The organism is Variovorax sp. P2_H12 (assembly GCF_056403395.1).
Map to the genome: position 1 here is coordinate 1 of NZ_JBFUFO010000023.1, position 14,209 is coordinate 14,209.

14 protein-coding genes and 1 pseudogene are annotated in these 14,209 nt (G+C 62.5%); 11 read left to right on the forward strand and 4 right to left on the reverse strand.

Annotated elements, in window-relative coordinates; genetic code table 11:
* A partial coding sequence (locus AC1DYK_RS17905; RefSeq protein ID WP_478167536.1) for a methyl-accepting chemotaxis protein occupies positions 1–231 on the forward strand: 231 nt, incomplete at its 5' end.
* Positions 232–291: 60 nt separating this feature from the next.
* On the opposite strand, the gene AC1DYK_RS17910 is transcribed toward AC1DYK_RS17905, so the two are convergent.
* A complete protein-coding gene (locus tag AC1DYK_RS17910; protein ID WP_478167537.1) occupies positions 292–687 on the reverse strand; it encodes a hypothetical protein in 396 nt (131 codons plus the stop codon).
* Between the two features lie 155 nt (positions 688–842).
* On the opposite strand from AC1DYK_RS17910, the gene AC1DYK_RS17915 reads away from it, so the two are divergent.
* Positions 843–1,271 (forward strand): hotdog fold thioesterase, encoded by a 429-nt coding sequence (locus tag AC1DYK_RS17915; RefSeq protein WP_478088259.1) that lies wholly within the window; start codon positions 843–845, stop codon positions 1,269–1,271.
* Positions 1,272–1,322: 51 nt separating this feature from the next.
* The gene (locus AC1DYK_RS17920) at positions 1,323–2,687 is read left to right on the forward strand and encodes a solute carrier family 23 protein (RefSeq protein WP_478167538.1); all 1,365 of its coding nucleotides are present in this window, start codon (positions 1,323–1,325) and stop codon (positions 2,685–2,687) included.
* 80 nt (positions 2,688–2,767) lie between these two features.
* Here the strand turns inward: AC1DYK_RS17920 and AC1DYK_RS17925 are convergent, their stop codons facing one another.
* The gene (locus AC1DYK_RS17925; RefSeq protein ID WP_478167539.1) at positions 2,768–4,810 is read right to left on the reverse strand and encodes a carboxypeptidase regulatory-like domain-containing protein; all 2,043 of its coding nucleotides are present in this window, start codon (positions 4,808–4,810) and stop codon (positions 2,768–2,770) included.
* 316 nt (positions 4,811–5,126) lie between these two features.
* On the opposite strand from AC1DYK_RS17925, the gene minC reads away from it, so the two are divergent.
* The 4 genes from minC to AC1DYK_RS17945 all read left to right on the forward strand — a co-directional run bounded on the left by minC (position 5,127) and on the right by AC1DYK_RS17945 (position 7,765).
* Positions 5,127–5,888 carry a septum site-determining protein MinC gene (gene minC / locus AC1DYK_RS17930; protein ID WP_478167540.1) on the forward strand — a complete coding sequence of 254 codons (762 nt, stop codon included), beginning with the start codon at positions 5,127–5,129 and terminating at the stop codon, positions 5,886–5,888.
* 62 nt (positions 5,889–5,950) lie between these two features.
* Positions 5,951–6,763, forward strand: coding sequence for a septum site-determining protein MinD (gene minD / locus AC1DYK_RS17935; RefSeq protein WP_478167541.1), 813 nt, complete (start codon positions 5,951–5,953; stop codon positions 6,761–6,763).
* A 2-nt stretch (positions 6,764–6,765) separates the two neighbouring features.
* Positions 6,766–7,038, forward strand: coding sequence for a cell division topological specificity factor MinE (gene minE / locus AC1DYK_RS17940; protein ID WP_478167542.1), 273 nt, complete (start codon positions 6,766–6,768; stop codon positions 7,036–7,038).
* A 217-nt stretch (positions 7,039–7,255) separates the two neighbouring features.
* On the forward strand, positions 7,256–7,765 hold the full coding sequence (locus tag AC1DYK_RS17945) for a DUF1993 domain-containing protein (RefSeq protein WP_478167543.1): 510 nt from the start codon (positions 7,256–7,258) through the stop codon (positions 7,763–7,765).
* 41 nt (positions 7,766–7,806) lie between these two features.
* Here the strand turns inward: AC1DYK_RS17945 and AC1DYK_RS17950 are convergent.
* Positions 7,807–8,095 (reverse strand): annotated as a pseudogene (locus AC1DYK_RS17950) (IS5/IS1182 family transposase); the annotation flags it as partial.
* A 482-nt stretch (positions 8,096–8,577) separates the two neighbouring features.
* Between AC1DYK_RS17950 and AC1DYK_RS17955 the strand changes: the two are divergent.
* The 4 genes from AC1DYK_RS17955 to AC1DYK_RS17970 all read left to right on the forward strand — a co-directional run bounded on the left by AC1DYK_RS17955 (position 8,578) and on the right by AC1DYK_RS17970 (position 10,941).
* Positions 8,578–8,775: a hypothetical protein gene (locus tag AC1DYK_RS17955; protein WP_478167544.1), complete on the forward strand. Its 198-nt coding sequence runs from the start codon at positions 8,578–8,580 to the stop codon at positions 8,773–8,775.
* A 240-nt stretch (positions 8,776–9,015) separates the two neighbouring features.
* Complete coding sequence (locus AC1DYK_RS17960; RefSeq protein WP_478167545.1) at positions 9,016–9,711, forward strand: DUF5343 domain-containing protein; 696 nt, start codon at positions 9,016–9,018, stop codon at positions 9,709–9,711.
* The gene (locus tag AC1DYK_RS17965; RefSeq protein ID WP_478167546.1) at positions 9,695–10,192 is read left to right on the forward strand and encodes a TIGR02391 family protein; all 498 of its coding nucleotides are present in this window, start codon (positions 9,695–9,697) and stop codon (positions 10,190–10,192) included. The genes AC1DYK_RS17960 and AC1DYK_RS17965 overlap by 17 nt, the downstream gene beginning before the upstream one ends.
* On the forward strand, positions 10,189–10,941 hold the full coding sequence (locus tag AC1DYK_RS17970) for a hypothetical protein (protein ID WP_478167547.1): 753 nt from the start codon (positions 10,189–10,191) through the stop codon (positions 10,939–10,941). The genes AC1DYK_RS17965 and AC1DYK_RS17970 overlap by 4 nt, the downstream gene beginning before the upstream one ends.
* A gap of 419 nt (positions 10,942–11,360) precedes the next feature.
* Here the strand turns inward: AC1DYK_RS17970 and AC1DYK_RS17975 are convergent, their stop codons facing one another.
* Positions 11,361–13,883 (reverse strand): CHAT domain-containing protein, encoded by a 2,523-nt coding sequence (locus AC1DYK_RS17975; protein WP_478167548.1) that lies wholly within the window; start codon positions 13,881–13,883, stop codon positions 11,361–11,363.
* Positions 13,884–14,209: the final 326 nt, after the last annotated feature.

The following is a 14,209-nucleotide window of genomic DNA, read 5'->3' on the forward strand; positions in this document are numbered from 1 at the left end:
GAGATCGTGGACAGCGTCAAGCGCGTGACGGACATCATGGGCGAGATCACGGCGGCGAGCCAGGAGCAGACCTCGGGGATCGAGCAGATCAACCAGGCGATCACGCAGATGGACCAGGTGACGCAGCAGAACGCGGCGCTGGTGGAGGAGGCCTCGGCGGCCGCGCAGTCGCTGCAGGAGCAGGCCGGCAATCTGTCGCAGGTGGTCGGCGCCTTCAAGCTGCAGGCCTAGGCACGCCCCGGGTCCCCGACGGCGCCGGTTCCACGGCGTCGATTCAGCGGCGCCCCGTCGCTAGACATTCTGCGAGTCGTCGCCGTCGTCGGGATGCTGCTCGCCGAAGCGCTTCTCGGCCTCGGCCAGGTGCGTGGTGAGGACGTGCGAGATCACGTTGATGCCGAGTCCCGCGAACAGCGCCGGCAGCAGGTAGAGCGCCACCCGCAACTCCGAGACGAAGAGCACATCGTCCGCCAGCGAGGGCGTGGTCGCGGCGGTGGTGGCCAGCCGCTGCAGGAAGTAGACGTTCACGGCCGCGATCGCGACCAGCGAGAACCCGAGCACCAGCACGGTCCGGCGCGAGATCGCCTGCTTGACGATCATCACGCCGTAGATGCAGAACGGCAGCACCACCGAGACCGCCACCATCAGCCAGAAGCTCGCTTCCGTGAAGACCGAATCGCTGATGTGCATGGCATCTGTCTCCGGCTGAGCTGACTGGGAATCATCGTCCCGGGCGCGTCATCATCGCGGGAACGGCGCGCGCTGTCAGCCACCGGCCGCGTTTTTGCCGTGCCGGCTTGCGCCGCCAGTCGCTATAGTTTTGACCACCCTGACATGGAGCCCCAATGCGCATCTGGAAAAAAGAGATCTCGATCGAGGCACTGACCCTGAGCCACGTGGACACCACGGTGTCGCTGCTGGGCATCGAATTCCTCGAAGTAGGCGACGACTTCATCCGGGCCCGCGTGCCGGTCGACCGGCGCACGGTGCAGCCCTTCGGCCTCCTGCACGGCGGGGTGTCGGTGGTGCTGGCGGAGACGCTGGGCTCCTGCGGCGCCTACTACTCGGCGCCCGAAGGCCAGGGCGCGGTGGGGCTGGACATCAATGCCAATCACATCCGCGCGGCCACCTCGGGCTGGGTCACGGCCACCGCGCGGCCGGTGCACCTGGGCCGCACGACGCAGGTCTGGCAGATCGACATGACCAACGACGCCGGCGACCTGAGTTGCGTCTCGCGCATCACCATGGCGGTGCTCGCCCCGAAAGCCGGCTGAGCGCCACCGCGTGCGCGCCGGCAAAGAACAACAACCGAGGAGAAGAAGACCATGAGCAATTCCTACCTGCCCCGCTGGCGCAAGGTCGCCACCACCGCGGGCTCCGTCGTCGCACCCGACGAGCGCCTGTCGTGGCCGCAGACGGCCGCGATGGGCGTGCAACACGTGATCGCGATGTTCGGCGCCACCGTGCTGGCGCCGATCCTGATGGGCTTCAACCCCAACATCGCGATCCTGATGAGCGGCATCGGCACCCTGCTGTTCTTCTTCATCACCGGCGGGCGCGTGCCGAGCTACCTGGGCTCGAGCTTCGCCTTCATCGGCGTGGTGATCGCGGCCAGCGGCTATTCGGGCAGCGGGCCCAACGCCAACCTGGGCGTTGCGCTCGGCGGCATCATCGCCTGCGGGCTGATCTACGCGCTGATCGGCGTGCTGGTGGCGCTCACCAACGAGCGCCACACCAAGTCGGCGCCGGTCAAGGGGCTGGAGGGCATCGAGGTGGAGGAGGTCGAGCAGGACGTGGCCGTGCACTGGATCGAGCGGCTGATGCCGCCGGTGGTGACCGGCGCGGTGGTCGCCGTGATCGGGCTCAACCTGGCGAGCGTGCCGATCAAGAACATGGCGCCGACCGGCTTCGACACCTGGATCCAGGTCCTGACCTTCCTGTGCGTCGGCCTGATCGCGGTCTATTCGCGCGGCATGGTGCAGCGGCTGCTGATTCTCATGGGCCTGATCGCCGCCAGCCTGATCTATGCGGTGCTGACCAACGGCATGGGCCTGGGCAAGCCGATCGACCTCGCGCCGCTGGCGACCGCGCCCTGGTTCGGCCTTCCGACCTTCTCCAGGCCGGTGTTCGAGGTCAACGCCATGCTGCTGATCGCGCCGGTGGCCATCATCCTGGTGGCCGAGAACCTCGGCCACCTGAAGGCCGTGGGCGCGATGACCGGCCGCGACCTCAATCCCTGGCTGGGCCGCGCCTTCATCGGCGACGGTGTCGCCACGATGGTGAGCGGCGCCGTGGGCGGTACCGGCGTGACGACCTACGCCGAGAACATCGGCGTGATGGCCGCGACCAAGATCTATTCGACCGCGATGTTCGTGGTCGCCGCGCTGATCGCGCTGGTGCTCGGCTTCAGCCCCAAGTTCGGCGCGCTGGTGCAGGCGATCCCGCTCGCCGTGATGGGCGGCGTGAGCATCGTGGTGTTCGGCCTGATCGCGGTCGCGGGCGCCAAGATCTGGGTCGACAACAAGGTCGATTTCTCGCAGAACAAGAACCTGATCGTGGCCGCGATCACGCTGATCCTCGGCACCGGCGATTTCACGCTCAAGTTCGGCCAGTTCGCGCTCGGCGGCATCGGCACCGCGACCTTCGGCGCGATCCTGCTCTACGCGCTGCTCGCGCGTTCGCGGGACTGAGGCGCGGCCAGGCAAAAAAAAGCCCCGCGCGAGCGGGGCCTCAACGCGGCGCAATCGCAAGGATTCCGCCGCGACTTGCTTCAGTTGGCGGGCATGTAGGTCGCGAAGCCCTTGAGGAACAGCACCTGCTGGGCGTCCGTGCCGGACAGCTGGAACAGCGTGACCTTGGTGCCGCCGGCGTAGACCGAGTTGCCGTTGATGGTCCCGCAATGGTCGTCGCCACTGGATTCCGCGCTGCAATAGATCTTGGCCTTGCGTGCGCTGGCGGAGACATCGACCCGGTCTTCGAAGTCCACCCCGCTGAACGACTTGCCGTAGGCGGTCAGCGCGGTCGGCGAGACCGCACCGGCCGGGACCGTCCAGCCGTCCACGTCGCCCTCGGCGCTGAAGTCGATCAGGCTCGGCTCGTTGGCATTCGGCGGATCGAAGACGATGGCGCCGGTCGACGCGGTCCCCGACACCACCTCGGCCCGCAGCGCCGGCGTCATCTCGGCGAACTTCCGCTGCCTGGCCTCGGCGATGGTCGGCACACGCGCGGTCAGGCGGTGCGTCTGGGTCACGGTGCTGCTGTCCTGGAAGGTCAGCACCACCGTGAACACGCCCTGCTCCGGCAGCTGGCGCAGCTCCTCGTCGCTGAGCTGCGGCAGGAAGAAGGCGTTGGGTTCCGCCGCCGACGGATGGCCCGGGCGGGCAGCATCCCGGTAGCCCCCGGCGATGCGCAGCAGCGAGGTGTTCCCGGTCAGACCATTCGGCTTGTCCACCACCAGGTTGGCGTTGCCCGCGCCCGGCTTGTAGGTGTAGGAGGCGCCGTTGGGGATCGTCACGACCGCCTGGACCAGCGGATTGCCGGCGCCTTTGATCTGGCCCTTGGGAATCGTCACGTTGTACGCCACGTTCAGATAGCTGGACGCCGGCGCATTCAGGAAATCGCGGTCCTGCACGGTCGGCAGGACGTTGACGTTGTAGTTGTACTGGTTGCCGATCAGCTTGAGCACGCCGTCGACGCTCTTGGCGACGAGATTCTGGTTCTGCTCCGCGCCCGTGCTGTCGACGCTGCGGTAGCTCAGCACCATGTCGCCGTTCGGACGGAAGAACTGCTGCACGCCGCGGTCGAACTTGAGGCCGGTGGCGCCGGGCCTGAAGAGCGACGAGAACGCGCCGGGGTTGCCGACCTTGCTGCCGTTGTTGAGGAAGCTGGCCGGATCGTCGTTCGCGAACAGGGTCTTGCATTCCGGCGCGATGACGTCGGCCGCGCCGCCGCTCACCGGTGCCGTGTCGTTGGGTGCGTTGACCCGCTTCGACAGCGGCAGCGCGTAGCACTGCGTGAGGCGCTCGAACAGCGCAGCCACGGCCAGCGAGGCGCCGGCCGGTGCCAGCGTCGCGGTCGCGACGGACTGCGGCAGGGCCGGCGGCGTCGCATCGCTGCTGCGAAAGACGATCGAGACCGGCGCAGCGCCTTCGGTGGCGGGCACGCTCTTGACCGTGATCTCGATGTTGGCGGCCGTGCCGTCGGGCCGCACGCTCACGGCGATCGAGTCGAGCAGGCGGTCGTGGCCGGAGCCGTCGGCCGTGAAGCTGCCGCTGATCGGGTCGACGGCGTCGCCGATCAGGGTCAGCAGCGGCTGCAGCGCGGCGATCAGTTCGGCCACCTGCTGCTTGACCGTGGCGTCGGTCACCACGTCGGGCTGGGTCGCGATGGCGCCGGCCAGGTTCGCCGGATCGCCATTGGGCGCGAGGCGGGAAACGATGATGGTGGTCAGCGGCGTGACGTTGACGTTGCCGCCCGCTGCGCTCGAAGTGGTGCTGTAGAGGGTCAGGTCGTCGCGCGCGGCCGTGATCACGAGCGGCGCCTTGGTGCCCGCGGGCAAGGCGCATTCGTAGGCCCCCTTGGCGTCGGTCTCGGTGCTGCACACCGTGACGCCGCGCTGGTCGATCACCGTCACCTTGGCGCCCGCGAAGGCGGCGCCGGTGGCGGCGATGCCGCTCAGCTTGGCGGCCGCCGGCGTGGCGGTATCGCCGCCGGCGCCACCGCCACTGCTACTGCCACCGGTGCTGGTGCCGCCGGTGGGCAGGAAGCCCCCGCTGCCACCGCCGCCGCCGCCACAGGCGGCGAGCGACAGCACAAGCGCCGTCGAAAGGGCAAATCTCGTCTTCTTTGGATGAATGCGCAACAAAATCAAACTCCTCGGTAATTCGGACCGCTAACGAACTGTTACAGCGGTGAAAGGAGTCTCTCCGTGGGCCGAGGCGCGATGAATAGTGCAATTGCACTAAGCGAGCGCTGGCGCGGGCCCGCGAGCGTGAGGGAAATCACGCCGCGGCGCGCGCGAAGTGCAACCTGGTGCAAGAAGTGTTGTCCGGCCGGCCTATTGCGGCGACGTTTTGCAACGTCCGGCCCCATGCCCGTTAGACTCCAACGCTTTTCGCACAAGCTTTTCCATGGCAGATGCATCCGCCGCGCGCACCAGGGCGGTATTCGAATTCAAGAGCGCCACGCTGCCGCTGATCGCAGTCATCCTCAAGACGGCCGATCTCGGGGTGCTGGCGGAAGCGCTCGACGCCCAGTTGGCGGACTCGCCCGACTTCTTCGAACAGGAGCCGGTGGTCATCGACCTCTCGCAACTGCAGGACGAAGAGTCCGACGCCGGGGATACGCTCGACTTCGCCGCGCTGCGCAGCCTGCTGGCGCGCCACCAGACCCAGCCGGTGGCGGTGCGCGGCGGCAGCGATGCGCAGCACGCCGCGGCCCGCGCCGCCGGCCTGTCGATCACCGCGATGCCGGTGGCGCCGGCCCCGCGCCCCGCCGCCCCGCCCGCCGAAGCTGTCGCCGAAGCGCCACAGATCGTGCGCGAAGTGCCGGTGCCGGCCAACGGCACGCTGGTGATCGACAAGCCGTTGCGCTCGGGCCAGCAGGTCTACGCGCGCGGTGGCGACGTGATCGTGACCGCGGTGGTGAGCTTCGGCGCCGAAGTGATCGCTGACGGCAACGTCCACGTCTACGCGCCGTTGCGCGGCAAGGCCATCGCCGGAGCGCGCGGCGACACCACGGCGCGCATCTTCACGACCTGCATGGAAGCGCAGCTGGTGGCGATCGCGGGCATCTACCGCACCTCGGAAGTGGCGCTGCCTGCCGAGATCGCCGGCCAGGCGGCACGGATCTCGCTCGACGGCAAGAAAATCGTCATGGATCCGATCCGGTGAGCGAAGAGGCGCTCGCGCACGGCGACCAAACAACTGAAACGAACAAACGAAGAAGGAATGGCATGGCCAAAATTGTGGTGGTGACCTCGGGCAAGGGCGGCGTCGGCAAGACGACCACGAGCGCGAGCTTCGCATCGGGACTGGCATTGGCAGGCAAGAAGACGGCCGTGATCGACTTCGACATCGGCCTGCGCAACCTCGACCTGATCATGGGCTGCGAGCGGCGCGTGGTGTACGACCTGGTCAACGTGATCCAGGGCGAGGCCAACCTGCACCAGGCGCTGATCAAGGACAAGCAGTGCGACAACCTGTTCGTGCTGGCCGCCTCGCAGACCCGCGACAAGGAGGCGCTGACCCAGGATGGCGTCGAGAAGATCCTCAAGGAACTGGCCGAACAGGGCTTCGACTACATCGTCTGCGACTCGCCCGCGGGCATCGAGACCGGCGCGATGATGGCGATGCACTTCGCCGACGAGGCGCTGATCGTGACCAACCCCGAGGTCTCCTCGGTGCGCGACTCGGACCGCATCCTGGGCATGCTGGGCTCCAAGACCAAGCGCGCCAAGGAAGGCAGCGAGCCGATCAAGGAGCACCTGCTGATCACGCGCTACAACCCGAACCGCGTGGCCGGCGGCCAGATGCTGTCGCTCGAAGACATCCAGGACATCCTGCGCATCAAGCTGATCGGCGTGATTCCCGAGTCCGAAACCGTGCTGCAGGCCTCCAACCAGGGCGTGCCCGCGATCCACGACACCGACACCGACGTGGCGCAGGCCTACAGCGACGTGGTCGCGCGCTTCCTGGGCGAAGACAAGGCGATGCGCTTCGTCGACGCCGAGAAGCCGGGCTTCTTCAAACGAATCTTCGGAAGGTAGCCATGTCTCTTTTTTCCTTTCTGCTCGGCGAGAAGAAGAAGACGGCGAGCGTCGCCAAGGAACGGCTGCAGATCATCCTCGCGCACGAGCGCAGCAGCCTGGGCGCCAAGCGGCCCAACTACCTGCCGGAACTGCAGCGCGAGCTGATCGCGGTGATCTCGAAATACGTGTCGATCAAAGCCGAGGACATCAAGGTGCACCTCGAGAAGCAGGACGACCTCGAGGTGCTCGAGGTCAAGATCGAGCTGCCGGACGCACTGGCGGCCCGCAGCTAGGCATTCGTTCGCGACCTGCCGCGATGCTTGTCGCGGGTCAATGAGTCCCTCGCGCGGGAGGGCTGGCCTTGTGTCTTTCCTTGAGGAGATCACACATGGCAGCCTCGCGTGGATGGCAGGAAACTGCCGTCTTGCCCGGAGCAATGCCTTGCATGGTCGGCAGGGCCTCTGCCATACCAGCCCCGGCCATCGTGCCCAATTTAAAAGTGAATTCACCATGACCAGCCCGCTCTACAACGCCTCCGTTCCCGTCATGCAGCAGATGCTGCGCGCCCTGTCCGATGTACTCAAGAAGGCCGAAGACCACGCGACACAAAAAAATATCGATCCGAATGCTCTGCTGCAGGCGCGACTATTCCCCGACATGTTTCCGCTAATACGTCAGGTACAGATCGCCTCGGACTTCTCCAAAGGCATTGCCTCCCGACTGGCTGGTGCCGAGGTGCCATCCTGGCCCGACACCGAGGTCAGCTTCGCCGACCTGCAAGCGTTGATTGCCAAGGCTCTAGCCCATATCGAATCCTTCAAGTCCGAGCAATTTGATTCAAGCGAGAGCCGCGAGATCGTACTGCGCCCCGGCACGCCCAAGGAAAAGAAGCTGACCGCCAGCGCATATCTTTTGCACTATGGTCTGCCGCAGTTTTTCTTCCACGTGACCACCGTCTATGCCATCTTGCGCCACAACGGTATTGAGATCGGTAAGCGCGACTATATGGGTGCCTACTAACACAAGGTTCAGCCACTCGGGCCACTGCCGCGCGATGGCATGGCGCACAGCACCGCGTACAGCGCATGGCCCGTTTGCCCCTTGAGCCAGCACCGATCCATTCCGTTGTCGCTTGAGGTGCCCGATGGCGGGCTCGACCGCCTGTCTTCGTTTGAGCCAGCGTCTTTGTTGATCGGTCGTCGTCTTGATCCGGCCCCGGTGAATGCTCGGCCAGCGTATGCCCGTCATACGGATTGCCCGTGAAGCTGCGCGCCCCAACCATCAAGCCCTGCTTGTGCGTGACCGCCACGCGGACCTTCCCGCCGAACTCATGGGCTTGCGAGCCTTGCCGTGACTGGCGGCATCGCCTAGGCCTTCGTTCGCGACCTGCCGCGATGCTTGTCGCGGGTCAATGAGTCCCTCGCGCGGGGCCGCTACCGGCGCGGCAAGCAGGTCGGAGAACAGCTACGCGCCGAGGTCGCCAAGCTGGTCAAGGACTAGCCGGAGAAAAGATATCGGGTGCACCCGCCGACTCTTAGCACGGCGGTACAAAGGGCGACGGCAAGCTTCATCGGATTGCCCTCGCTTTGTTGCCGCGCGTTCTGCCGCAAGGCGTTGCGCCTGACGTTAATCCCTCGAACCTATGACTTCAGGCGGCAATGTGCTTTGCAAGGTATCTCGCTGAACTCCCCTCCGAAAGTCCCGCGCCGAACACGACTTTGGAGCAAGCCTGTGCGACAGCAGTATGCGAGCGAGGATGGGCGTGGCGTTTGAAACAAGTCCGCGCGGCACTAGACTTCAGCGCACCAACAACAACCCAGAGGGGGCATCTCGTGAATCTTCAGAACCTCGTTCCCATGCTTGGGCCTGTGCTCGCCATCTCTCTGATCGTCTTCAGCATCGTTCTGACGATCGCATGGATCATCGTGCCGTTCGCGATCATCGGCACCAAGCCAATCCTTCGCGAGATTTTGGCGGAACTGCGCGCCCAACGGCGCAGCGGCGGCGGCCAGAAGGAGCCGCGCCTTTGAATGGTGCGCCGCGTTCTCTTTGGCTTTCGCTGAGCAACTGAACCGCAAGCCATAAGCTCGCGACGAGTGCCCTTGCCAGGGCCGGTCATTGCGCACCTCGACCCCGCACGGGCAGATCGACATGGGCTTGGCGTGTGCTTATGCACATTCCACAAGACGGAAGGTGAAAACTGCGCCGCGTTTTGTGAGGAAATGTGTGTAGATCGACGAGAATCCGCGCGGACTTCAATGGAGGCGTCCTTGGCAGAAAAACACCCATACACCAGTGCCCCTGGTCATATCGCGGCGACGCTTGCTCAGCTTCGCAAAGCTTTTCCAAGCGTCGTCAACGCGGAGACGCTCAAGAAGTTCGAAATTGCCCCGAACAATGAGACATACGTTCTGAACATCTTGAAGTTCCTCAAGGTCATTGACGCCGAGGGGAAGAAGAACACCTCGGTGGCTCCGCTCTTCCACAAGAACGATGATGAGTTTGAGCCGGGGCTCGCTAAGTTGGTCCGCGACGCGTATGCGCAAGTCTTCGAGACGTATGGAGAGAATGCTTGGGACACACCGACCTCGAAGCTCATCGCGTTCTTTCGCACTCACGACGACACGAGCGAGGTAGTGGGCACGCGGCAGGCGGCGACGTTTCGGGCACTCGCGAAGTTCTCCGGCAAAGGCAGTAGCGCCGAGCCAGCCGTACCGAAGCCCAAGGCCGCCACGAAAACGAAGCCAGCAGCCAAGAAGACAGCAGCCGCCAGCGCTGCGCCAGCAGCACCAGCAGTCAATACACCTCTCGGCCCCGGAGCAGGCGCAGGCAACGGTCAACAACCAACGGGGATGGCCCTCACCGTCCGCGTCGAGATCAATCTGCCTCCCGGCGGCGATCAGGCGACGTATGACGCGATCTTCAAGAGCATTCGCGAGAATCTTTTGAATGGCAACGGCGCTTGACCTGTTCGAGCTCATAGTTCGTCGGTCCTTCGCATCGGATGCAAAGGATGGCGACAGCGCAGCGTCAAACGACAAGCCTCCGCATCCGTTCGAACTTCGAAACGTTCATCCGGCCTTCCCTCCAAAAGTCAAGAATCTCTTCGACGACTCGCACTGCGCTGAGGCCACTTTCCACGCGTTCAAGTTCGTCGAGAAAGTGGTGCAACAGCACTCCGGAAAGCAGGAGAGCGGTCAGAAGCTGATGTTGGCGGTGTTCGACAAGACCAAGCCGCTGATCAAGCTGAATCCGCTTCTAACGCAATCCGAGCAGGACGAGCAGGAGGGGTATCGCTTCATGTTCTCAGGCGCGGTTCAAGGCATTCGGAATCCTGGCGGGCACGAGATCGAGTTGAGCGATGACCCGGACGTTTGCCTCGATCATCTCGCTTTCGCCTCGCTGCTTCTGCGTCGCCTGGAGCGCAGCGGCTTCAAGACCGTATGAGCAAGTTGCTTTACCCGTTCTCCTGGATCGTCGCCGCCTACTTCGGCGTCGGCTTCATCGCTAAGGCTGGCCTCCCGCCGAAAACCGATTTGTTGATCGGTGACGCATTCTTCGTTGGGCTGTTTCTGTTCTTTCTGTTCCTGCCCTTCTTCAACAAGATCAAGGTCGGGTCGTGGCTTGAACTTGAGCGAGAAATCAAGGAAGCGAAGAAGGAGGCGACGGCCGCCACGCAGGAGTTGGCTGATTTCAAGATTGAGGTTCGTAACACGTTGAACGTCGTTTCGACACAAAGGACCAACGTCTACGTCAATGGCGCGCCGAACGCTGCCCAGCTTCGCGAGCAGCAGGCGGCGATAGCGACCAAGTTGGATTCCACGGAACAGTCCACGGTCGCAAAGTACGAAGAGACCGTCAAGTCTCAGGAGTCAGACGACGTTGCGTATGTTCTCGCCAAGGTTCGCATCGACATCGAGCGACTGCTACGCACTATCGTTGGTAAGCGAATCGGCCCCGTACCGAACACCAACATAAAACTTGCCAGTGCTCGTCAGTTGTTCGATTCACTCGTCCAGATGGAGGAAGCGTGGGAGTATCTCCGGCGTCCGTTCGAGTATGTAAACCGAGTTTGCAACGCAGCCATTCACGGTCAACTCGTCTCTTCCGAACAGGCTGATGAGGCGCTCAAGCTCGGCGCGCAGATCATCGCAGCGCTCAAACAGCATCCAAACGCCAACAACGGATCAGCCTAGTCCACGGAATCAGAACGCATTTCTACCAGCAGGCCGAGGGCAACTCGGCGGCGGTTCAGGCCCATGCGGAGGATTTTGGCGAGTTCAGTCGCTACGTGTCCCTCCTAGACAGCTACGTTTCGCAGACCTTCAAGAAGGGACCTTGCGGACTTCGTCTGCGTCGAATTGATCATCAAAAAGATGACCTTCGAAAAGTCAGTCTGGTGACGATCCAATCATCTTGAAGATGGCGTGAGACCGTTGATCCAGAGGTCTAGGCGAGGTTCGTCATCGACGAAGTGGAGGACAAGATTTTTCTAAAGGGGTCATTCAGAAAACCCAATGTCAATGAGCTTCAGCAGACGCACATAACGCAGGCGCAAGTTTGCGTCGACACGATTCTTCTCGTCGGCCTCATTGCTGTTGCGTTGATTGCCTTATCAGAGAAGGGTGTAGGTCTGATAAGCACCATAGCAGTAGGGCTGGCGACGAATTAAATTGAGCTGATTGACTGATGCTTGCAGTGCCACATCGTCCACTGGAAGCGCACGACTCAGGAGGGCTGGCAGATCCTCGTCAGCCATTTCGATTAACTTGGCGAGAGCAGTGCAGGCGGCCGCCGCAGGGCGCATCTCGCGCAGCGCGGGCGCGAAGAGTGTCGTGAACATGAGATTGAAGCGATCAACGATCGCCCAGGATGCTGCGACGACTTCGGCCACACCGTTTAGCAGGAAAACCGACGGAAATCCTATCAAATCGTGTGACTTGAACTGGCTCTGAAAGTTGCGATTGACGAGGCTGCCGCTGTGACACGTCCCTAGCACGGCAAGTCGATGCGGCCACGTATACGCAGCCTCTTGCAGGTTTGCCAGACTCATGGCGGTGTGCTGAATGGCGCCACCCATGTCCGCGAAATGTGGATCGGTAAAGATTCCGACAGAGATGCCGTGGTGTGCCAAGACCAGCACGTCGGAGTGCGCCATCTGCTCCGAGAACTTCGCCCAGCTGGGCTTATTCAAAGTCGTTCCTCGGGTACCAGATCCCTCGAAAAATGCCTCAAGATCGGCGCGGTCATAGGCAAGGCCAGAATCGCCTTCCAGAATTCCTAGCGCGACGCTCGGAGGTAAGTGCTCGTTTGTCGCTGGATAAAGTGCCAGGCACGTACTCACTGAGAACGAGCCTGTCGCCATCCTCTTGCGGATTGGTTCGTGGCCGAGCGTGAGCAGACTGATCGGCGTCAGATCAATTCGATCCGGAAAGAATAGCAAGCCTTTGCAGGCTAATGAAGTCACTTCGTCCAAAGCCTTACCAAGGGATTTCAAAAGAGCGCCTTGATAGGCATTGACTGAAATAGCTAAGTCCTTGCTTTTTTCGGGGTTCTGTCTCTGCGTATAAAGAGCATTGGCGAAGGCAACTGTTTCCGCCTCCGGAAGATCGCAGAGTATGTAGCGCTCGCCAAACAGCAAGAGCGCCTTCTTGCCAGCCGTCAGAAGGTTCACGAGCAGCGCATAACCTTCTTCGAGACGTTGCTTGATGAGCAGCGCGCTCTCGGGAGCGCTTGCCGCGGCGAAGGGGCGATCGATTCCATGGATGGCACACATCCGATCGGCGTACTCGGCGACGTTACGCCAAGGGTCAGGCAACATACCAGCCCCCATTGGATCGTCGTACTTCTCACGAAAGCCCATGAGGTGCGGAGCGCCATGGTTCGCCAAGCTAAAGACCAGATCGTTCAATTCGCGGCACTCTTCAGACGATAGCTTTTTTGCCAACTGCCGGGTCCAGGCCAAGAAGTGGAGCCAGTCTGAGAGCCTGTTTGCGCGTGTACCCGCGATGATGGGGACTACATCAGCCGATTGGCCCGAACGCGGAAGGGCGACGAGAAGTTCTTCAATTCGCGGAATGTATCGCTCGCGAATGCCGCGTCGATAGTGGAGCTTCTCCACCAAACCAACCGCCGCGTCAAGCCACGAAATCGAACGCCGTAGACACGCACTTGCCTCCGAAAGATTCTTGTCTGAAACGGCGGTCTTGGCTGCGATGAGTTCAAGTTCCAACGGCTGCTCGGGATCGATTTCGGGCATTGTCCGCATGAGCGCGCGCGCCTGCGTCATCCGAACAGCGGCTGATTGGAGATCACCAAGGTCTCGCAGGCAGGCTGAAAGCGTCGCTAAGACGCTGGCACGCATGGCCTTTGAGATGTCTGTTCGCGCGATTACCTCTTCGAACGCCTGCTTGGCTGCTGCCAGTTCATCCACCCAAAACAAGCTCGTTGCCCGATTGAAATCCAGATGCGCAGGAATCGGCTGGCCGAGTCCGGTGAACGCATCCCGCAACGATTCCCAAACCCTATCGGCGAACTTTAAATCCCCCTCAGTCATGCTTACAGCATGAAGCGATGTCAGCACGTCCGCGAGCTCTTTCGGTAGCCGGTGCTCACGAGCAAGACGCTCCGCATCTACAAGCGTGCGATACGCGGTCTGAAACGCACCGAAGTCGGCAAACAGCCCGGCAGCGACGATCAAAGTCTCAATCGCCCTATCAACCGCATCGGCGCTCAGATGGAGGCGCACGACTTGGTGAAGTACGTCAGGCACGCGGTCGGCGCCGACACGCCCGGGAAGCTCATTCCTAACAATTTCGGCGGCACGCGCGGCCGCAGCGATGGTCTTATGTTCGCGGGTGATGTCTACAAGCTGCTCGAGATGCCTCCTGACATCAGCGGTATTGCTACACGCGCAGCAAATACTGATGGCCGTGCCGAGTGCATGGGCGAGCGCGAGAGGCCGATGTGCTTCCGTCAAAAGCGCAACGGCGACGTCAGCGCAAGCGGCCGCACTCTCACCTTGTGAGGAGTTCAGCAGAACCTGATCGCCGAATGAATTTAATTCCTCGTCTGAGACTCCCTGACCAATGAGCGTGCGAAGCTGGCGGCTGAAATCTTCGTGGTTGAAATCGGGCATGGGTGAGACTCGTGGAATGCCCTGGGAACACCGGGCTAGGCTCCAACGATAGCTGCAACCAAGCAATATGATGATAGGGCATTGTCGAATCGTGGCGGGTATCGCTTCCCACGTGAAGAAAGATCTTCGATCTCATAATCGATTCATCCCCGACCTTGTAGTCGCATCGCCAGTTCTGCGCAGAATGACTGATCTCAGCGGAAGCCGAACGTCCGCTCAAGACCGAGCTTCTGCGGGTGCAGTGGTCCATTGCCGCCACTTGCGAGTGACAGCAACTGGCCGACTACGGTAGTACGCGAACATAGGCTCAACGTCCGCTCTCGCTT